Origin of the sequence: Acidovorax sp. Leaf191 (genome assembly GCF_001424425.1) — a bacterium.
Classification (GTDB): Bacteria; Pseudomonadota; Gammaproteobacteria; order Burkholderiales; family Burkholderiaceae_C; genus Acidovorax.
On record NZ_LMPT01000019.1, the window covers coordinates 371297 to 390855 of the forward strand.

Annotated in this window: 15 protein-coding genes; 11 read left to right on the forward strand and 4 right to left on the reverse strand. The window is 67.8% G+C overall.

Annotated elements, in window-relative coordinates:
- Nucleotides 1–120: 120 nt before the first annotated feature.
- Both ASG27_RS15760 and ASG27_RS15765 read right to left on the reverse strand, forming a co-directional pair.
- A complete protein-coding gene (locus ASG27_RS15760) occupies nucleotides 121–1164 on the reverse strand; it encodes a FecR domain-containing protein (RefSeq protein WP_082486108.1) in 1044 nt (347 codons plus the stop codon).
- Nucleotides 1161–1670, reverse strand: coding sequence for a sigma-70 family RNA polymerase sigma factor (locus tag ASG27_RS15765; protein WP_056421179.1), 510 nt, complete (start codon nucleotides 1668–1670; stop codon nucleotides 1161–1163). Before ASG27_RS15765 ends, ASG27_RS15760 begins: the two co-directional genes overlap by 4 nt.
- Before the next feature lie 373 nt (nucleotides 1671–2043).
- Here ASG27_RS15765 and ASG27_RS15770 point away from each other — a divergent pair, with 373 nt between their 5' ends.
- From ASG27_RS15770 to ASG27_RS15805, 8 genes are all read left to right on the forward strand, one after another.
- Complete coding sequence (locus tag ASG27_RS15770) at nucleotides 2044–2613, forward strand: Csu type fimbrial protein (RefSeq protein ID WP_235504124.1); 570 nt, start codon at nucleotides 2044–2046, stop codon at nucleotides 2611–2613.
- A gap of 103 nt (nucleotides 2614–2716) precedes the next feature.
- Nucleotides 2717–3316, forward strand: a complete 600-nt coding sequence (locus ASG27_RS15775; RefSeq protein ID WP_156370887.1) for a Csu type fimbrial protein — start codon at nucleotides 2717–2719, stop codon at nucleotides 3314–3316.
- On the forward strand, nucleotides 3310–4137 hold the full coding sequence (locus ASG27_RS15780; RefSeq protein ID WP_082486082.1) for a fimbrial biogenesis chaperone: 828 nt from the start codon (nucleotides 3310–3312) through the stop codon (nucleotides 4135–4137). The genes ASG27_RS15775 and ASG27_RS15780 overlap by 7 nt, the downstream gene beginning before the upstream one ends.
- On the forward strand, nucleotides 4109–6601 hold the full coding sequence (locus ASG27_RS15785) for a fimbria/pilus outer membrane usher protein (protein ID WP_082486081.1): 2493 nt from the start codon (nucleotides 4109–4111) through the stop codon (nucleotides 6599–6601). Before ASG27_RS15780 ends, ASG27_RS15785 begins: the two co-directional genes overlap by 29 nt.
- Nucleotides 6598–7701, forward strand: a complete 1104-nt coding sequence (locus ASG27_RS15790) for a Csu type fimbrial protein (protein ID WP_235504123.1) — start codon at nucleotides 6598–6600, stop codon at nucleotides 7699–7701. The genes ASG27_RS15785 and ASG27_RS15790 overlap by 4 nt, the downstream gene beginning before the upstream one ends.
- A gap of 146 nt (nucleotides 7702–7847) precedes the next feature.
- A complete protein-coding gene (locus ASG27_RS15795; protein ID WP_056421305.1) occupies nucleotides 7848–8645 on the forward strand; it encodes a lectin in 798 nt (265 codons plus the stop codon).
- Between the two features lie 18 nt (nucleotides 8646–8663).
- Nucleotides 8664–9248, forward strand: a complete 585-nt coding sequence (locus ASG27_RS15800; RefSeq protein ID WP_235504122.1) for a hypothetical protein — start codon at nucleotides 8664–8666, stop codon at nucleotides 9246–9248.
- Between the two features lie 363 nt (nucleotides 9249–9611).
- Entirely contained in the window at nucleotides 9612–11078 is a 1467-nt protein-coding gene (locus tag ASG27_RS15805; RefSeq protein ID WP_235504121.1) for a TAXI family TRAP transporter solute-binding subunit, read from the forward strand.
- Nucleotides 11079–11156: 78 nt separating this feature from the next.
- On the opposite strand, the gene ASG27_RS15810 is transcribed toward ASG27_RS15805, so the two are convergent.
- On the reverse strand, nucleotides 11157–13754 hold the full coding sequence (locus tag ASG27_RS15810) for a DUF1631 family protein (RefSeq protein ID WP_056421173.1): 2598 nt from the start codon (nucleotides 13752–13754) through the stop codon (nucleotides 11157–11159).
- A gap of 89 nt (nucleotides 13755–13843) precedes the next feature.
- Nucleotides 13844–15505, reverse strand: a complete 1662-nt coding sequence (gene ettA, locus ASG27_RS15815) for an energy-dependent translational throttle protein EttA (protein ID WP_056421172.1) — start codon at nucleotides 15503–15505, stop codon at nucleotides 13844–13846.
- 320 nt (nucleotides 15506–15825) lie between these two features.
- Here ettA and ASG27_RS15820 point away from each other — a divergent pair, with 320 nt between their 5' ends.
- The 3 genes from ASG27_RS15820 to ASG27_RS15830 all read left to right on the forward strand — a co-directional run bounded on the left by ASG27_RS15820 (nucleotide 15826) and on the right by ASG27_RS15830 (nucleotide 19500).
- A complete protein-coding gene (locus tag ASG27_RS15820) occupies nucleotides 15826–17649 on the forward strand; it encodes a DEAD/DEAH box helicase (protein WP_056421304.1) in 1824 nt (607 codons plus the stop codon).
- Between the two features lie 112 nt (nucleotides 17650–17761).
- Nucleotides 17762–18262, forward strand: a complete 501-nt coding sequence (locus tag ASG27_RS15825) for a nucleoside-diphosphate sugar epimerase (protein WP_326938749.1) — start codon at nucleotides 17762–17764, stop codon at nucleotides 18260–18262.
- 56 nt (nucleotides 18263–18318) lie between these two features.
- Nucleotides 18319–19500 carry an endonuclease/exonuclease/phosphatase family protein gene (locus ASG27_RS15830; protein WP_056421169.1) on the forward strand — a complete coding sequence of 394 codons (1182 nt, stop codon included), beginning with the start codon at nucleotides 18319–18321 and terminating at the stop codon, nucleotides 19498–19500.
- The last annotated feature ends 59 nt before the right edge of the window (nucleotides 19501–19559 follow it).

The window sequence follows — 19559 nt, forward strand, 5'->3', positions numbered from 1 at the left end:
GCGAAGAAAGTGACACGGTCTTCATGATATTTTTCAAAAGCCGTCCATGGCGATGGACCCCATGCCCCGAACACCCCTCCCCTCGCCGTACGCCGCGACCGGTCGCAGGGCCGGGCCTCGTCAGGCCGGAACCAGGGTGACCCAATAACGCGTGCGCATGACCACCTGCACGGGCAGGGTCTCGCGCAGCATGGCCAGGATGTATTCGGTGTCCTGCAGCTGGAACGCGCCGGAGATGCGCAGACCCGCGACCTGCGGGTCGCAGCGCACCACGCCCGGACGGTAGCGCGAGAGCTCACTCGCAAAGTCGCTCAGCCGCATGCCGTCCGCATACAGCACGCCCTGCGTCCATGCCAGCGCTTGTTCGCTCAGCGCCGCCACAGCCTGCACGCCATCCTGAGTGAAGCTGCACTGCTCTCCAGCGCGCAGCACCCGGCCCGTGCCCTGGTGCGGCGTGATCTCCACCGCACCCTCGGCCACCCCCACGCGCGCCTCGCCGGCATCGCCCAGCCGCACCGCAAACCGCGTTCCCAGCGCACGCAGCCAACCCTGGGGTGTCTCCACGCGAAAGCTGCGGTGGCCGCCCGCATCGGCCCCGGTGGTAATGAGCACCTCGCCCGCCCGCAGGCGCACCAGGCGCTCCTGCGGGCTGAAGGCGGCGTCCAGTGCGGTGGCGGTGTTGAGCATGACGCGCGAGCCGTCGGCCAGGACCACGCTGCGCTGCTCACCGACAGCGGTGCGGTGGGCGGCCGTCCACTCCTGCCAGGGCAGGTGGCGCCAGCCCAGGAAGGCGGCCGTGGGGGCCGTGCCCACCCATGCCAGCACGCGCAGTGCGGCGCGCCGGTTGGCCCCGCGCCGCGCGGTGGCCAGCACGGGCATCCCCAGAGGCGCGGGCACTGAGCCAAAAGTGCGGGACAGCCGCTCTGCCCGCTGCCAGGCCATTTCGTGGGCAGCGTCCTGCGCGCGCCAGCGTTCAAGCGCCTGCCAATCGGCCGGCTGCGCCTGGCCTGAATGAAGGCGCACCAGCCACTGCGCAGCCTCTCGCAGCACGGCGCGGCCAGGCGCGCTGGCGTCGTTGTCTGGTGGGCGGGCTGGGGATGCGCCCCGCCCTCGCCCTGCACCTTGCGGGTCTGCGTGTGGCGGCCCGCCGGCGCGGCCGTTCATGCCATCGCCAGCAGGCAGCATTCGAACCCCTGCGCCATGTAGCGCTTGACGGTGCGCTCGCTCACCTGCAGTTGTTGCGCGATCTCGGCATAGCCCAGTCCTTCCAGCTGCGACAGCAGGAATGCGTGCCGTGCCTTGGGCGCCAAGCCCTCCAGCATGGCGTCGATGGCATGGAGCGCTTCCAGAATGAGCGCGCGCTCTTCGGGCGATGGCGCCATGGGTTCGGGCATGAGCGCCAGCGCATCCGCATAGGCCTGCTCCAGCGCCTGGCGGCGCCAATGGTCGCAGACCAGGCCCTTGGCGATGGTGGTGAGGTAAGCGCGAGGCTCGCGCAAACTTTGCAGCACCTGCGGCCTCAGCAACACCCGCACAAACGTGTCCTGCGCAAGGTCGGCCGCCTCGTCCCTGCAGCCGAGCCGCCGGTACAGCCAGGCACGCAGCCAGCCGCTGTGGTCGCTGTACAGCGTGTGCGGAGAGTGAACCTGACTGGCGTCAGCGGCGGTCATGCAGATCCAAGGGACAGAGGTGATGTTGCCGGAATTATATTGAGAATAATTCTCAATACCAAACAATGTCACCCCTCTTACGTCACCTATCGCATGTAAACGCAAGGAATATCCGCGCAAAAAAAATGTAAATAACAATACAAACAATTGATTATTGGCCGCAACTATCAATTAAAAACTGGACGTACGCACCGTTGCAGTGCACCCTGAGGCTGGACAGGTTCACCACGCAGGGCGCGCGTCAGTGTGTCTTGGCGTTTCTTCTTCAATTTTTTGTGGGGAGAAGGCAATGCGAGCATCACAAAGAGCGCAACGACCGGTTGGTTCATCAACGACTGCAACGACAGGCGCCCGTGCGCACGGACTGCCAAGCGTGCAGAAGCTGCGGGGCGCCGGCATCATCCTGGCCTGCTGCGCATGGGCGTGCACCGCTGGCGCGGACACCCTCACCGGCAATCTGCAATCCCAGATCCAGCTCACGGCCGGCTGCATGATTGCCGGCAGCTCCGGGGCGGCATCGGGGGTCAACTTCGGTACGCTCGACTTCGGCACACGGCCCAGCACCTTTACCGGCACGGTGCAGGCCTCGGCATCGGGCGGCGAGAGCGTGTCGGGCCCTACGCAGCTGGTGTGTTCGCCGGATGTGCTGGGCATCAGCATCCAGGTCGGCCCTGGCAATTACGCGGGCCTGGGCGGTGCCATCGGTGCCGGCACCCGGGCCATGCGCAACGGCAACACAGCGGCCTATATCCCCTACGACGTCTTCCGCGACTCCGGCCACACCCAGGTCTACCCGCTGGCCGCGGCCATCAACGGTATCGCGGTGCCCGCCAACGGCGCGGCGTTTCCGCTGCCGATCTACGGTCAGATCAACAAGACCGACCCCACGGCACTGCCAGCAGGCATGTACATGGATACGCTGCAGGTCACTGTGACCTACTGATTCTTTCGTGCCTCTTCCACCGTAGGGCACGGGTGGGACTTCCCACCACCCAGAGCCCCCCGGCAACACCACGGCTGCGCACGGCAGCCACAGAGAGATCCCGATGAAGAAAATCATGCAGGCCATTGCAGGGGTGAGGCTGCGCGCGAAGCGCCTCACCAGTGCGCAAACACCGCTCCAGCTGGCGCGGGCATCGCGCCTGGCGCTGCTGGTGCTTCCAGCGGCTGCGCTGGCGGCCACCATCCCGACCAGCCCCACGTTCACGGTGTCGGCGTCGGTGGTGCGGGGCTGTGTGGTCTCCGGCAGCACCAGCCAGGTCAGCGGCATTGCGTTTGGCAGCATCAACTTCGGCAGCCACCCTGCGCTGCAGTCGGGCACCATGCAAACCATGGCCGGCAGCAGCATGGGAGGCCAGGCCAAGCTGGTGTGCACCCCGGGCACCGCCGTGCAGATCAGCATCGACGGCGGGCAACACGGACAGGGCGTGCAACGGCGCATGTCCAACGGCGCAGGCAAGTACGTCCCCTACAACCTGGATCTCGTGCAGGGCGCGCCAGCCCCGCTGGTGCCCAATGTGCCGGTGGGCCTGGTGATCGACGCCACGCCGCTGGCCCTGCCCGTGCGCGGCACCGTCACGCTGCCGGGCTCTACGGCCGCAGCGGGCATCTATGCGGACACCGTGCAGGTGACGCTGTCATGGTGAGCGCATTGACCACCGATGCCACCGTGCGCCCCTGGCGCGCCGCCGCGCGGTGGCTCTGCGCACTGGGGCTGGCCCTGGCCGCTGCGGCGCCCGTGAATGCCGCCACGCCGCTGATGATCTGGCCGGTGGACCCGATGATCACCGAGGAGCAGCAGGCCGTGGCCGTGTGGGTGGAAAACCGGGGCGTGGCCGCGGTGTCGCTGCAGGTGCGGGTCATGGACTGGAGCCAGACCGAAGGCGAGGAGTTTCTCTCGTCACAAAAAGAGGTCGTGGCTAGCCCCCCGATCAGCGTGATCCCGCCGGGCAAGCGGCAGATGGTCCGACTGATCGCGTCGCAGCCCGTGCCACCCGAACTGGAAGTGGCCTACCGCGTGCTCATCGACGAGCTGCCTGCACCCGATGACCAGTCCGGATCCCCCACACAGGATGAAACAGGCATGGGCATACGGCTCAAGGTGCGCTACGCCATCCCGCTGTTCGTGTACGGCCGCGGCGCGCAGCCATTCAGGGCCACGCACTCGCAGGCACAACGCGGCAGCAAGGGCAAGCCGCTGCCGCCGGACCTGACGTGGAACACGGTCAAGGACGGCAAGGCGCACCGCCTGGTGGTGCGCAACAAGGGCAAGGGGCACGCGCGCATCACGGCCGTGCGCTGGGGCACCCGGGCACCGCGGCCTGATGTGACCATCAATGAAGGCCTGATGGGCTATGTGCTGCCCAACAGCCTGATGCGCTGGGAACTGGAGGCGCCACCGCCCGGCGACCCGGTGCTCAAGGCCAACATCAATGGGCATGAGACCCTTGTGCCCCGTGGCGAGTAGTGAGCGCGCCTCCCTGTGGATCCGCGCAGGGCGTGCCCTGGTGGCCAGCAGCCTCGTGCCGGCGCAGATATCGGCCGGCACCTTGACGGCACCGGCCCCGCCCGCGGGCCACCCTGCTGCGGCACCGGTGCAGCATGCGCTGGCGGTGCCGCCCGCAGCGCCGTCCGCTGCACCGCCCCAGTCGCCGTGGGATGCACCTGCGACCGCGTGGCCGCCGCCTCCCGGCGCTTCGCTGCTGTACCTGGATGTGCAGATCAATGGGCAGCCCCAGGGGCAGCTGGTGGAGGTAGTGCAGAACGGGGACGATTTCGAGATCGAGGCCGAGACGCTGCGGCGCATGCACATCCACAACGCCCAGCCGCGCAACACGCGCCTGGCGGTGAACCGGCTGCCCGGTGTGTCGGTGGAATACGAGCCGCTCACCCAGCAGCTGTCGCTGACGGTGCCACCGCAGTGGCTGCCCATGCAGCGGCTGGCCGACGAGACGCCGCAGGAGTCGCCCGACAGCACCACCGGCAGCGGCTGGCTGCTGAACTACGACATCTACAGCACGCACTCGCGCAGGCACTCCCTCACGTCGCTGTGGTCGGAGCAGCGGTACTTCAGCCCCGACGGAGTGGTCTCCAACACCGGGCTGGTGCGCCTGCAGGTGCGCGACGCCACCCGCGGGTATGTGCGCTACGACACGCGCTGGACGCGCACCGACACCGGCACCGCCACCGAGGCGATCTATGGCGACATCGTCAGCGGCTCCCTGCCCTGGAGCACGTCGGTGCGCCTGGGCGGTGTGCAGTGGTCGCGCAACTTCGGGGTGCGGCCCGACCTGGTCACCTATCCCCTGCCCCAGTTTGCCGGCCAGGCCGCGGTGCCGTCGGCGGTGGACCTGTTTCTCAACGGATTCAAGGCCTTCAGCAACCGGGTGGCGCCCGGTCCCTTCACGCTCAGCGAGATGCCGCTGGTCAGCGGCGCGGGTACCGCGTCGGTGGTCACCACCGACGCGCTCGGCCGGCAGGTGTACACCACCATCCCGTTCTATGTGCACCGCGAACTGCTGCGGCCCGGGTGGACGGACTATTCGCTGTCGCTGGGCGCGCTGCGCCGCGACTACGGCGTGCGCAGCTTCTCGTATGGTCGGCCCGTTGCCACGGGCGTGTACCGCCAGGGGCTGTCGGATGTACTCACGTTGGAGGCCCAGGCCCAGGTGGGCAAGGGCCTGGGCGTGGCCGGTGTGGGGGGGCTGGCGGGGCTGGGCATGATGGGCATCGCCAACGCGTCGATCACCCGCGGCTACACATCGCGCTCGGGCAGCGGCTGGCAGTACAGCGCCGGCTGGCAGTACAACACGCAGCGTGCTGGCATTTCGCTGCAGCAAAGCGGGCGCACGGCGCGCTTCGGCGATGCCAGCACCTACGCGGACGACGGCTATCAACTGCCCAGGAGAACCCGCCAGTTGAACCTGAGCTGGACGCTGGGCCGGGGGGCGGTGTCCGCAGGCTGGCTGGACACACGCGACGCCCGCAGTGAGCGCAGCCGCATCGCGTTTGCCAGCTACAGCACGCCGCTGCGCGGCAACACCTACCTCACCGTGACGGCCGGGCGCACGCTGGAGACCGGCGAGAACCAGTTGCGCCTTCAGTTGACGTACTTTCTGGGTGACAACGCCAGCGCGCAGCTGGCGTCCGGCAAGACCCGCGGCTCGACCCAGACCTATGCCAGCTACCAACGCTCGCTCCCCACGGAAGGCGGATGGGGCTGGAACGCGTCGCACACGCTGTCGGGGGGGCCCGAGCGCTACGGCCAGGCCTCTGTGCAATACCGCAACGCCACACTCGCGGTGGAAGGCGGCGTGAGCACGAGCGCGGGCCAGACCATGCAGTGGGGAGGACTGGCCGGGTCGCTCGGGGTCATCGACGGGCACGTGTTTGCGGCCAACCGGGTGCACGACGGCTTCGCGCTGGTGTCCACGCAGGGCATGCCCGACGTGCCGATCATGTACGAGAACCAGCTGGCGGGCTACACCAACGCCCAGGGCTACCTGCTGGTGCCCAGCGTGCCCGCCTACTACCCTGGCCGTTACGCCGTGGACCCGCTGACGCTGCCGCCCGATGTGGACATCCCGGCGCTGGAGCGGCGCATGGCGGTGTCGCGCAACGCGGGCATGCTGGTGCAGCTGCCGGTGCTCAAGATGCGCACCGCCACCATCACCCTCGTCGACCAGGACGGCAAGCCCGTGCCCGCCGGCAGCGCCGTGCACCACGCGCCCGGCGGCATGCACACCGTGGTGGGCTGGGACGGCGTGGTGTACCTCACCGTGCTGCATCCCCGCAATCAGCTGACGGTGCGCACCCCCGAAGGCACCGAGTGCCGGGCTGAATTCAGCGAGGCCGACTACACCGCGGCCCGCGACCTCGTCGTGCCCTGCTCGAAGCCCGCAGCCGGTGCGCAGAAAGGAGCCCCCCGTTGACCCGACCCGACACCCTGCCGGCGCCGCCGCCCACCACCACCGAGCCGTCCATCGCCCCGATGGCCGCGCAGACGCCTCCCGGCAACCCTCGCACGCCATCTGCCAACGGAGCGTGGGTCACCCGATGCCCAGGGCATGTTCTGCGCAAGGCCTGTTCAACGCGCTGGCGCGGCCTGGGGCTGGCAGCGGTCCTGGCGATGTGCTCGCTGCAGGCCGCAGCCGTGTGCACCCCGGTGGAGAGCAGCGGCGTGCTCGGATCGCACCCGTCGCAGCGCGTGCGCACGGGCTCGCCCATCACATCCACCGCGGAGTTCCGGTTTGGTTGCGGCACCGTGGTGCTGGCCCTGCTGTCGGCCCCCACGCTGAAGGCCAAGATCACCACGCCGGTCACGGGCCTGACCCTCAAGAACACCACCAACAGTGCCATCACCGTGCCCTACGAGATCGCCCCGGTGGGCGGCGGTACCTACACGCCGGGGCTGCTGATCCTCGACCTCAACAACACCAACGTGGTGTCCTTGCTGAGCAACAACCAGGCGATCATCGGCATCAAGATCAGTACGCTCACGGGCGCCAACGTGCCCGCCGGTACCTACACCGACAACATCACCGTGAACTGGACGTACGCCAACATCTGCGAAGGCGTCGCGGTGGGCAACGCCTGCGTGGGCAACCTGCGCACGGGCAGCACGGACCGCACCATCACTGTCACGCTGGTGGTCACGAACGACTGCACCATCACGGCACCCAACGTGCAGTTCGGCTCGGCACCGCTGCCCAGCGCCTTCGGCACCGTCTCGCAGAGCATCACGCTGCTGTGCACCAAGGGCATCACCTACACGGTCGGGCTCGACATGGGTTCCTACGCCAGCGGCGCGCGGCGCCAGATGGCCAGCGGTGTCAACCGGCTGCAGTACAACATCTTCAAGCAGGACCAGTCGGTCTGGGGGCCACTGGCCGGCGCACGCGTGTCCAGCCTGGGCGTGGCCGACGGGCTCACGCCCCAGGTGATCCCGTACACCGCCACTATCTATGCCGACCAGCCCGCCGTACCGCAAGGCAGCTACAGCGACAGCGTGAAGGTGGATGTGCAGTTCTGAGGGCTGCGCCGTACAGAACTCATTACAAGGCGTTCGAACCGCAGCACAATATCCACACCCATGTCGGCCAACGCATCCGCACAACGCCCGTGCCCCCCTGCATCATGCCGGCGGTACCCACCCAGATTGCAAAGAAGGAGAACTCCATGAAAGACCCGGCTCTTCGGAAACACGCCTGGCTGCTGTGCCTGCCCTTGCTGGTGAATCCTCTGGCCGCGCAGGCCCAGGACCCACTGGTGGATCTGCGCTCCAACGGCAGCTACACCTCCTACCGCCTTCCAGACGACACCACCCAGGTGGACTTGGTGGAGCAGACGCAGGGGGCCTGCCGCTTCAACCGCACCTGGGGCTACGACCTCACCAACCGCGAGCTGTGGACCAATGGCGGCTGCGGCGGGCGGTTCAAGGTCTCGCGCAGCTACGCCTCAGGCAACAACAATGGCAGCGGCTCCAACGCCGGTGCCGCGGTGGCCGCCGTGGCAGCCATTGCGGGCATCGCCCTGCTGGCCAATCACAACCGGCACGACGACGACCGGCGCCCCGAGTACCCGGACCCTGGCTACGGCGGCCGGGGTGGCGAGATCCGTGTGGACGGGCGCCTGTGCCTGGATGTGAGGGGCGGCAAGTTCCAGCCCGGCACCACGCTGCAGGTGTATGAATGCAACGGCACCGCATCCCAGCGGTTCGCAGTGGGACGCGGTGGCGAGATCCGCGTGCGCGACCTGTGCGTGGATGTGGACCGTGGCGACCCGCGCGATGGCGCGCGGGTGGTGCTGTGGTCCTGCTCGGGCTCCCGCAGCCAGAGCTGGACGTCGCGCGGCGGCCAGATCGTGAGCAACCTCAACGGCAAGTGCCTGGACGTCGAAGACGGCCGCGTGCGCCAGGAAGCCGCTGCCATGGTGTGGTCCTGCAACCGTAGCCCCAGCCAGCGCTGGTGGTGGTAAACAAGGGAGACAAGCACCATGAAAAGCCCCCAGACCATGACCCATTCCTCCCTTCATGCGGCGCGCGCTGGTCGCGCAGGTCTCGCAATGGAGATGCGCACCGGTGCGCTCGCGATTGCGATTGCGGCACTGTGGTTGGCACTGTCCGGCACAGCGCGTGCTGCCGACACCCCTGTGTCGTCGCCCGCAGTGCCACCACGCCCCGCCGCCGCCGCGCCAGGCCATGCGCACGGCCACAAGGCGCCCGCCAAGCCCCGCGGGCAGCGGCTGCAGGCCATCTGCTCGGCCGCCGACCTGAACCATGATGGCAGCGTGTCGCTCGACGAGTTCCACCAGGACATCGTGCAGAGCTGGCACAGCCTCTCGCCCGACGCCACCGGCTACGTGCAGCTGGCAGACCTGGCCCAGGTGCCCCGCATGGGCAAAGGCCGCCTGAAGCGCCTGGCGGCCAGCGACAAGGACGGCGACGGCAGGCTGTCGTTCAAGGAAGTCGTCGAAACCCGCATGGCCTATTTCGAAGCTGCGGACAAAGACCAGAACGACGCGTTGTCGATCGAGGAATGCGTGGCCTACGAGCGCCAGCGGCGCGACGCGAAACCGTAGGCCACTGCGGCGGGCACGGCGGCCCGCCGGACAAACGTGCGACGCCCCGGGGGGTGACGGGCTGCGCGGGCCGAACCTGCCCCTGCCGGTGGACAGCGCGGGCCGCTACAGACTAATCGGCGGCTCGAATGCTGTGCGGGGTCGGGCCCGCCGGGAAAGCCGTGCGTGCAACCTGCTGATACGTTGCCACACAACAGCGCTGCCTCCATGCGCTGCGTGGCACGGATAATCGGCGGATTCCCAGCAGCGCCCTGCGGTGCTGTGCCCACCGGCACCCCATCCACATCGTCAGCAGATCAGCGGCAGGCCGCAAGGGCTTGGCCCCACATCGCGCCCACCGCCCACCGCCCATTGCGTCCACCCATGCCCCAGGCTTTTCGAAACACCTTTCTGACCTTGCGTGACCTGGTCGCCTCGGCAGGCCCGCTGGCCTTCCTGGCGGTGGGACTGTTGGTACTGGCGTACTGGTGGCTCAACCCCAACCCGCCCAAGACGGTCACCCTGGCCACCGGCCCTGCGCAAAGCGCGTACGAGGAATTCGGCAAGCGCTACCAGAAGGCGCTGGCGGCCGACGGCATCGAGGTCGTGCTGCTGCCCAGCGACGGTTCTTCGCACAACCTGCAGTTGCTGCGCGACGGCAAGGCGGACGTGGCGTTTGTGCAGGGCGGCACGGCCCAGTTGCTGCCCGACGATGCGGACCAGCTCGTGTCGCTGGGCAGCTTGTTCGTGGAACCCGTCTGGCTGTTCTACCGCACCGATGCCGCCGAGCGCGCCTACAACACCCCCCGGCTCGACAGCCTGCGCCAGTTGCGCGGCTGGCGGGTGAACGTAGGCTCGGACGGCAGTGGCGTGCCCAAGCTGATGGAGACGCTGCTGGAGGCCAACAAGGTCGAGCCGGGCACGGTGAAGATGACGCGGCTCGGGCAAACCCCCGCCACCGTGGACTTTTTGGCGGGCAGGCTGGACGCGCTGGTATTTGCCTCGGCGCCTGAATCGCTGATGGTGCAGATGCTGCTGCAGACCCCGGGCGTGCAGCTGCTCGATTTTGCGCAGCACGAGGCCTATGCCCGACGGTTTCCGTTTCTCACGCCCGTGACCCTGCCGCGTGGTGTGGTCGACCTGGCCACCAATGTGCCGACACGCGACGTGCGCCTGGTGGCATCCACCACCTCGCTGCTGGCCCGCGACGGCACGCACCCTGCGTTGCTCACGCTGTTCGCGCAGAACGCGCAGAAGCTGCACGGAGGCTCCGGCTGGTTCAACCGTGCGCGGGAGTTTCCCAACTCGCGCGCGAGCGAGCTGCCCATCGCCAAGGAAGGCGACCGCGCCATGAACGAGCCGGTCCCCATGCTGCAGCGCTATCTGCCGTTCTGGATCGCCAATCTGATCGACCGCATGTGGCTGGTGATGGGCATCTTGCTGGCCGTGATGCTGCCCCTGTCGCGCGTGGTGCCGCCGCTGTACCAGTTCCGCGTGCGGTCGCGCGTGTTCCGCTGGTACGGTCGGCTGCGCGAGATCGAGAACGACATGGAAGCCAGCCGGTCGGACCCTGCCGACCTGCTCACGGCCCTGGACGCCCTGGAGGCACAGGCCGAGAAAGTGAGCGTGCCTTTGTCCTATGCGGACGAGCTGTACGCACTGCGCAGCAACATCCACCTGATCCGCAAGAAACTGCTGCGGCTGCAGGCAGGCGGCCACCCTGCAACCTTGCCAGCATCGGGCGCGCCGGGCGAACCAAGGGAGGCAGGCGTATCGAAGGTGCAGGACGATGCGAAAGATTCCGCGGGTGCAGCATCCGCAGCGGCCGGGCCAGCACCGCAGCATCCTTGAGCCTTCGGAGCTCTGGCCACCCCGGCGCTGAGCGCGCCATCAGGGCCGGTAGTTCCCCCACCCCCGCGAGGGGGGTGCTCAGCGCCCCTTGGTGGCCGGCTTGCCGCCAGGCGACAGGGGCGCAGACTTGGACAGGGGTGCGGACCTGGACAACGGCGCCATTTTGGAGCTGGAGGGCGCGCGGGACGAGGACGACCGGCGGGGATCCCCGCCCGCGTCCGCCCCGGCGGCGTCCATGCTGCGAGCGCTGGCGGGCTTGGCGGCCGGCGCGGGGATCACCTTGAGGGAACCTTCCGCCGCCAGCTTGTCGCGCATGCGGCGTGTCATGGACTGCGTGCTGGCATCCGGCGCCGTGAACAGGAACAGCGTGCCGTGCGGGCTGGACCAGGTGAGCTGGGTGCGCACCACGCGGCCGTTGGTCACGAGTTCCACCCAGGCGCCGATCACAAAGTCGGCATACGGGTCAGGCAATGCGTCGACGGGCGCCTGTGCGCTGTCCTGCGGCGGCTCGGCCGCTTCGGGTGGCGCGGGTTCTTCCTGTCCAGCCGCGTCGACGGCAGGCGCGGCCTCGGGCACTGGTTCCGGTTCGGGCCTGGCGGCGGGGGCCGCAGGCGCCTTCTCGAACGCTTCCTGGTGCAAGCCGACCAGCCGCTGCAGCAGCGCGCTCGTCTGCACTGCCGGGTAGCCAATGGTCTTGAGGCCCTTGCGCAGCTTGGCCAAGAGGCCGGGGATGGAGTCGTTCAGGCGGTCCGGGTCTTGCCGGGTCAGGTCCGGTTGCGAGCTCCACAGCAGCACGGGCACCAGCGCCAGATAGCCACCCGGGTCGTCGTCCTCGGACTCGGCAGGCTTGAGCACCTGGGCCAGCGCCACCACGTCGGCCCACGGGCCCGCGGCGAAGTCGAGGATGTCGGCAGGCACGTTGCCCACATCGGCCAGTTTGCGGATGTCGGCGGCGATCTTTTCGGCCAGCATCTCGCGCTGCTCTGCATGCAGCAGCGCTTTCTGCTGCGCCTCCTGGTGCGCCTTGAGTTTTTTCTCCTGCGTGTCCCAGGCCGACTGCAGGGCCTTCAGGACCGTGTCGAAAGGCCCGGCGTCCTTGATGTCGGACGTGGCCAGGTGATCGACCGCGCCCTTGACCAGGCGCATGAAGCTGCTGAAGCCCGGCGCCGTCTCGGCCGTGAAAGCCAGGCTACGCTGCGTCAACTCGTCGAGCAGCCGGCGGGCCGGGTGGCTGCTTTCCGTGAAGAAGCGGCCGTCATGCAGCACCAGTTGCTTGAGCGCGGGCTCCAGCGTCTGCACCGCTTTTTGGACTGGCGGGAGCAGGCGGGCGTCCTGGGCGATGTTGAACATCATGCGCCCCACGACTTCGGTCGCCACGGCGGTGGACTGGGCGGCCCCGTCCATGGGCATGGTGGCATACACCACGGGCGCCACGCCCGGCGGCAGGCGCCAGCCGGAGAGCGGCACGGGCAGCGACCCCGGCTGGCTCATGCTGACCGCTCCGGCGGCACCGCCGCCGGCAAGGCGGCCGACCAGGCGCTCCAGCTGCGCCATGTCCTCCATCGCCTCGGCTGCTGCGCCCGCAGGATAGTAGGCGGGGCCCGTGCCGGAGGGCACGCCGGCGCCATGGTGCACCGCGTTGGCGGGCATGGCGGGCTGCATCGGCATCGCCCCTGCGGGCACTGCGGCGACAGGCATCGCACCGTAGGCGCGCGGATCGAACGGGTCGCCCCCCGCCAGCATCTGGCGCAGGATGCCCACCGTCAACAAGGCTTCTTCGGCCGCAGGGACCATGCCGCCCTGCTGGGAGTCGCCGCTCCAGCCGGTGGACGGGCCCATGGTGCTGCGCCCGTAGCCACCGCTGGACGGGTCGCCCATCGGTGCATTCATGGACTGGCCGTAGCCAGAATAACCACTGCCATACCCTGTGCCCGGACCGCCATAGCCGGTGCCGTACCCCGTCCCGGCATACCCCGGGCCGGCGCCGCCACCTGCTGCGCCCCGCCCAGCGCCTGCCGGCGTGCCGAGCACGGCGTAACCCACGGGCTGAACCCCGTGCTCGCGCAGGCTGGCGGCGGTGCGCCGGTATTCTTCGACCAAGAGCTTGCCCAGCAGATCGCGCATGTGCTGCATCCACAGCTGGCGCACCTCGGGCGACACCCCGGTGTCCCCCACGACCTGCTGCAGCGCGCGGATATAGCTTTCGGGACGCAACGGGTTGCGTTCCGGTTGAACGCTGCGCAGGCCCTGCGCAGAGCTCACCAGGGTGTTGAGCTCGGCCAGCACGGCGTCCGTGGCGTGCAGGGCCGATTGCTGCGCCTTGGACAGCTCGACCTGCGCCTGCATCTCGTTCTCATCCATGAGCGAGAGCTCGCCGAAGTCCATGCCGGTATCTTCGGCGGTGCTGCGGCCTTTGCCGATGGACGGGCCCTCGGCAAAGGTCTCCAGCAGAGCCATGGAATAGCCCTTGACCAGGGCCGCTTCGTGCTGGTTCAGCAGGCGCAGACTGTCACTGACGAGGTTGCGCTGCTGGATGTTGCGGACGCTCGACTCTTCCTCGGTCAAGGCTCCCTGGGTCACCTTGACCAGCTGTTGCATCAACGCTTCGCCCCCGCGCACGGCGTTGACGACGCAGGCACGGAACACGGTTCTCGACTGAGACGCAGGCTGGGACATGGTGGGGAAGAATCGGGCGACAGGTTTCCAGATGCAATCCTACTTGACCTGAAAGCTTATTTCAGGTCTTGGAACCAGCTCCTGATGGCTTATTTCAGTGCTTTGTAGCGCATGCGCTTGGGTTTGGCGCCTTCTTCACCCAGTCGCTTCTTCTTGTCGGCTTCGTACTCCTGGTAATTGCCGTCAAAGAACGTCCACTGGCTGTCACCTTCGGCCGCCAGGATGTGGGTGGCAATCCGGTCGAGGAACCAGCGATCGTGGCTGATTACCAACATGGTGCCGGCGAACTCGAGCAGCGCATCTTCCAGCGCCCGCAGGGTTTCCACGTCCAGGTCGTTGGACGGCTCATCGAGCATGAGCACGTTGCCGCCCGCAATCAGGGTCTTGGCCAGGTGCAGGCGTCCGCGTTCACCCCCGGACAGCATGCCCACCTTCTTTTGCTGGTCGCTGCCATTGAAGTTGAACCGGCCGCAGTAGGCGCGGCTGGCCATCTGGAACTTGCCGACGTTGAGGATGTCCAGGCCGCCCGAGACGTCTTCCCACACGGTCTTGTCGTTGGACAAATCGTCACGGTGCTGGTCCACGAAAGCCATCTTGACGGTGGACCCGATGACGACTTCGCCCGAGTCGGGCTTTTCCTTGCCAGCGATCAGCTTGAACAGCGTGGACTTGCCCGCGCCGTTAGGGCCGATGATGCCGACGATGGCACCCGCAGGGATGTTGAAGCTCAGGTTGTCGATCAGCACGCGGTCGCCGAAGGACTTGGTGACGTTCTTGAACTCGATCACCTGGCTGCCCAGGCGGTCGGCCACGGGGATGAAGATTTCGTTGGTTTCGTTGCGCTTTTGGTATTCGAAGTCGCTCAGTTCTTCAAAGCGGGCCAGACGGGCCTTGCTCTTGGCCTGGCGGGCCTTGGGGTTCTGGCGCGACCATTCCAGTTCCTTCTTCAGGGCCTTGGCGCGGGCTTCTTCACCCTTTTGCTCGGCTTCCAGGCGGGCGCCCTTCTGGGTCAGCCAGTCGGAATAATTGCCCTTGTAGGGAATGCCGGAGCCACGGTCGAGCTCCAGAATCCATTCGGCGGCGTTGTCGAGGAAGTAGCGATCGTGGGTGATGGCCACCACGGTGCCGGAGTAGCGCTGCAGGAACTGTTCGAGCCAGTCGACCGATTCGGCGTCCAAGTGGTTGGTGGGTTCGTCGAGCAGCAGCATGTCGGGCTTGGACAGCAGCAGGCGGCACAGCGCCACGCGGCGCTTTTCACCACCGGAGAGAACGCCGATGTTGGCGTCCCATGGGGGCAGGCGCAGGGCGTCGGCCGCGATTTCCAGCTGGTGCTCGGAGTCCGTACCCGCCGTGGCGATGATGGCTTCCAGCTCTGCCTGCTCGGCGGCCAGCGCATCGAAGTCGGCATTTTCTTCACCGTACGCGGTGTAGACCTCTTCGAGGCGTGCCTTGGCGGCGAACACCTTGCCCATGCCGGCTTCCACGCTTTCGCGCACGGTCTGGGTGGGGTCCAGCTGGGGCTCCTGGGGCAGGTAGCCGATGTTCAAGCCCGCCATCGGGATGGCTTCGCCCTCGATTTCCTTGTCCAGGCCCGCCATGATCTTGAGCAGCGTGGACTTGCCGGAGCCGTTGGTCCCGAGCACGCCGATCTTGGCGCCGGGGAAGAAGCTCAGGGAGATGTCTTTCAGGATTTGCCGCTTGGGCGGCACGATCTTGCCGACGCGGTTCATGGAGAAAACGTACTGCGCCATTACATGGACCTCCGCGAGCACAGCGAGTGAAGGCCGCCGACGGCAGACCGTTGTTTCGACAAAACGTATTGGGACATGGGGTGTCTAACCTGCAAAAGTGAGCAGAAATTCTGCGTGCAAACCGAGATTATCAGGCCATGCGACAATACGCTTCGTGACGGGCTCCAGTTGCCCGCTGCATCAGCACGCTGCTGGGGACGAAGGAAGCACCCAAACTTCCGGGCTCCCACTCATGAACCTCATCGGCTTGAGACTGGCTCGGCAACCTCCGGTTGCACGACAGGCCGATACCAGCGCCCCGGATGGGCGCATTCAACGACATGACATTTGACGAACTGAACCTGGCTCCTGCCATCCTGAAGGCCGTGCACGAAACGGGCTACGAAACCCCCACGCCCATTCAGGCCCAGGCCATCCCCGCCGTGCTCGCAGGCCACGACCTGCTGGCCGGCGCGCAGACCGGCACCGGCAAGACTGCTGCGTTCACCCTGCCCCTGCTGCACCGCCTCTCGCAAGGTGCTGCGCCCAAAAACAAGTTCGGCGGCAAGGGCATCCGCGCCCTGGTGCTGACGCCCACCCGCGAGCTCGCCGCCCAGGTGGAAGAGTCCGTGCGCGAATACGGCAAGTACCTCGACATCAACTCCACCGTCGTCTTCGGCGGCGTGGGCATGAACCCGCAGATCGACCGCATCAAGCGCGGCGTGGACATCCTGGTGGCCACGCCCGGCCGCCTGCTGGACCTGCAGCAACAGGGCTTCCTGGACCTGTCGACCGTGCAGGTGCTGGTGCTCGACGAAGCCGACCGCATGCTGGACATGGGATTCATCCACGACGTGAAGAAGGTGCTGGCGCTGGTGCCGCGCGACAAGCAGAGCCTGCTGTTCTCGGCCACCTTCAGCGACGAGATCCGGGACCTGGCCAATACCCTGCTCAAGAACCCCCAGAGCATCCAGGTCACCCCGAGCAACACCACGGTGCAGCGCATCACGCAGGTGATCCACCCCGTGGGCCGCGGCAAGAAAAAGCAGGTGTTGCTGCACATCATCCAGCAGCACAACTGGAGCCAGGTGCTGGTGTTCACCCGCACCAAGTTCGGCGCCAACAACGTGGCCGAGTTCCTGACCAAGAACGGCGTGAACGCCATGGCGCTGCACGGCAACAAGAGCCAGAGCGCCCGCACGCAGGCCCTGGCCGGCTTCAAGAGCGGTGACATCCGTGCCCTGGTGGCCACCGACATCGCCGCGCGCGGCATCGACATCGACGAGCTGCCGCACGTCGTGAACTACGAAATCCCGAACGTCTCGGAAGACTACGTCCACCGCATCGGCCGCACGGGCCGCGCCGGCAACAGCGGTGAAGCCGTGAGCCTGGTCTGCATGGACGAAGAAGGCTTCATGATGGACATCGAGCGCTTCACCAAGCAGCAGATTCCCGTGCAGGTCATCGAAGGCTTCGGCCCCGACGCCGGTGAAAAGGCCGAGCCCATCGCCATGGGCCGCCAGACCATCTGGGGCGGCGCAGGCAAGCCCCCGAGCCGTGACGTGATGCAGGCTGCCGCCAAGGCCGCCCGCAGCGAAATGATGGAACGCATCCGCACCAACAAGGCCGGCCAGGGTGCTGGCGGCGGTGGTGGTGGTGGCGGCGGCGATCGCGGCCCCCGCCCTGCGGGTGGCGGCAACGGCGGCGGCCGTGGTGGCCGCGCTGGCGGCGGCGCAAGTGCCGGCGCCGGCGGTGGTGGCGGCAACAACGGCCCGCGTGGCGGCCGTGCAGGTGGTGGTGGCGGTGGCGGAGCACGCGCTGGCGGCCAGGCACCTGCACGCGGCCGCTCCGGCGGTGGTGGTGGCGGCTACGGCGGTGGCGGTGCGCCCCGCTACGACGACTCGCAACCTCCCCGCCCTGACGCCCACCTGGGCACGCATTCGGGCCATAGCAACCCGGGGCATCGCGCTTCCGGCCATGGCGCGGGCGGCCAGCCCGACCCGATGCGCACCAGCGTGGACAGCATGGGCGGCGGCCGCCGTGGCGGCGGTTATCGTGGTGGCAACGGTGGAGGAGGCGGCTATGGCGGAGGCGCGGGTGGCGGTGGTGGCCGGGGCAACGGGCCTCGTGGGCCAGGCGGTCCTCGCGGATCTTTTAACCGCTGATCCATCCCGTTCAGCGGACGCGGCAGCACCGGCACCCCCTGCGGTGCATGTGCTGCATGCCCAGGGCCGGCGCGCGCCAGCACTGACCCACCCACGGCTGCACCTTCACGCCGTGGACTTTGCGGCCCTGCCCGCCCTGCCGCCCGTGGATGATGTCTACATCACGCTGGGCACCACCATCGCCGCGGCAGGCAGCCAGAGCGCCTTTCGGGCGGTCGACCACGACGCCGTGCTGGCCACGGCCCGCGCCGCGCGCGCGGCCGGCGCCACACGCTGCGGCGTGGTCACGGCCATGGGTGCCAACCCGCATTCGCGCATCTTCTACAACCGGGTCAAGGGCGAGGTCGAACGCGACCTGCAGGCCCTGGGTTTCGAGACCCTGGTGATCGCGCGCCCCTCCCTGCTCATCGGCGAGCGGACGGCCCTGCAACAGGCGCCGCGCCATGCGGAATCGTTGTCCATCACGCTGTTTCGCTGGCTCGACCCCGTCCTGCCGGCGCGCTACCGTGCCCGCCCGGGCGCGGATGTGGCCCACGCGCTGGTGCATGCCGTACAGTCACTCCCAGCCGGCCTGCATGTGCTCTCTGGCCACGCGCTGCAACCCATGGGCTGAGCCGCTCCGGCTTTGTGCGGGGTGCACGCATCCTTTGCCCCATCCCGCTCACCGCCATGCGCCCCAACGACATTCCAGTTCCTCTGGCCACCCTGATGGTGGCCACCTGCAACGTGCTGAACCTGGCCAACCCCGGGCGCATGTTCTATGACAACCAGGACCCGTATACCCAGGCCGAGTTCGACCGCAAGCTCACCTGGCTCGGAGACCGGTTTCGCACCCTCAACGCCGATGTGCTGGCAGTGCAGGAGGTCTGGGACGATGCGGCCTTGAAGGGCGCTATAGGCCGCAGCGGCCTGCGCTATGACTTCGTGGCGGTGCCCGGTGCCGAGAACAACGGGGCAGTCCATGGCGGTGGCGCCCAGGGCACGCCGCGCGTAGGCATCGCCACGCGGCTGAAGGTGGACGCCCTGCAGTCGTTCGCAGAGTTTCCGCCAGGTTTCGAGGTCGATGTGCCTGGCCTGGGCCGGCACTTGCGCTTCGAGCGCCCTCCGCTGGTCGTCACCTTGCACATGAAGCATGGACAGACGCTCAACGTGCTCACCGCCCACCTCAAGTCGAAGCGGCCCAAGTTCCTGCAGGATGCGCAAGGCCACCCGCTGGAGGACCGCAGCGACCCCAAGGTGATGGCCCTGGCTTCGCTGCGCTCGCTGATCATGCGCGGGGCCGAGGCCATGGCGCTGCGCTGCCTGGTGATCGACCTGCTGCACCGCACCAGCGTGCCCCTGGTGGTGTTGGGCGACTTCAACGACACGCCCGACAGCGTCACCACGCAACTGATCTGCGCCACCAACGAGATCGCCTACGACCGCGGCGCGCGGGACGTGGCCCTGTTCAATGCCTATGAACTGCAAGGAGACGCCGCGCTCAAGAAAGATGTCGCGTACTCGCACATCCACCAGGGCTCGCCCAGCGTGCTGGACCAGATCCTGGTCAGCGAGGAGTTCCTGCACAACGGCCGCAACAGCATCGGCGACGTGCGCCGGGTCGACTACTTCAACGACCATCTGCACGAAGGGCGTGACCGCTCCCGGTCCGACCACGGCTTTGTGCGGGCCCTGTTGCGCCTGAGGATGCAGGCAGACGCACGACAAGACACAGCGGCGGCCGGCGGCGTACCGCCCGACAGGCCGCAGGCGCACTCTCCCGTGCCCCAGGCCACCACAGCAGCATCCTCTGCCGCGGCACCCGGGCCATCCATGCCGCCTCCTCCTTTTGATCCCGTGACGAAGCCATAGGGCGGCCGGGCACGACCGAGCTGTCAACCACAGGTTTGCAACGGGATGTACGCTGACAC

What these genes read in the sequence shown, in the direction of transcription:
- ASG27_RS15805 (WP_235504121.1), top strand. Translation starts at nt 9,612, where the DNA reads ATGCCCCAGGCTTTTCGAAACACCTTTCTGACCTTGCGTGACCTGGTC.
- ASG27_RS15775 (WP_156370887.1), top strand. Translation starts at nt 2,717, where the DNA reads ATGAAGAAAATCATGCAGGCCATTGCAGGGGTGAGGCTGCGCGCGAAG.
- ASG27_RS15780 (WP_082486082.1), top strand. Translation starts at nt 3,310, where the DNA reads ATGGTGAGCGCATTGACCACCGATGCCACCGTGCGCCCCTGGCGCGCC.
- ASG27_RS15830 (WP_056421169.1), top strand. Translation starts at nt 18,319, where the DNA reads ATGCGCCCCAACGACATTCCAGTTCCTCTGGCCACCCTGATGGTGGCC.
- ASG27_RS15785 (WP_082486081.1), top strand. Translation starts at nt 4,109, where the DNA reads ATGAGACCCTTGTGCCCCGTGGCGAGTAGTGAGCGCGCCTCCCTGTGG.
- ASG27_RS15765 (WP_056421179.1), bottom strand. Translation starts at nt 1,670, where the DNA reads ATGACCGCCGCTGACGCCAGTCAGGTTCACTCTCCGCACACGCTGTAC.
- ASG27_RS15800 (WP_235504122.1), top strand. Translation starts at nt 8,664, where the DNA reads ATGAAAAGCCCCCAGACCATGACCCATTCCTCCCTTCATGCGGCGCGC.
- ASG27_RS15820 (WP_056421304.1), top strand. Translation starts at nt 15,826, where the DNA reads ATGACATTTGACGAACTGAACCTGGCTCCTGCCATCCTGAAGGCCGTG.
- ASG27_RS15760 (WP_082486108.1), bottom strand. Translation starts at nt 1,164, where the DNA reads ATGAACGGCCGCGCCGGCGGGCCGCCACACGCAGACCCGCAAGGTGCA.
- ettA (WP_056421172.1), bottom strand. Translation starts at nt 15,505, where the DNA reads ATGGCGCAGTACGTTTTCTCCATGAACCGCGTCGGCAAGATCGTGCCG.
- ASG27_RS15810 (WP_056421173.1), bottom strand. Translation starts at nt 13,754, where the DNA reads ATGTCCCAGCCTGCGTCTCAGTCGAGAACCGTGTTCCGTGCCTGCGTC.
- ASG27_RS15795 (WP_056421305.1), top strand. Translation starts at nt 7,848, where the DNA reads ATGAAAGACCCGGCTCTTCGGAAACACGCCTGGCTGCTGTGCCTGCCC.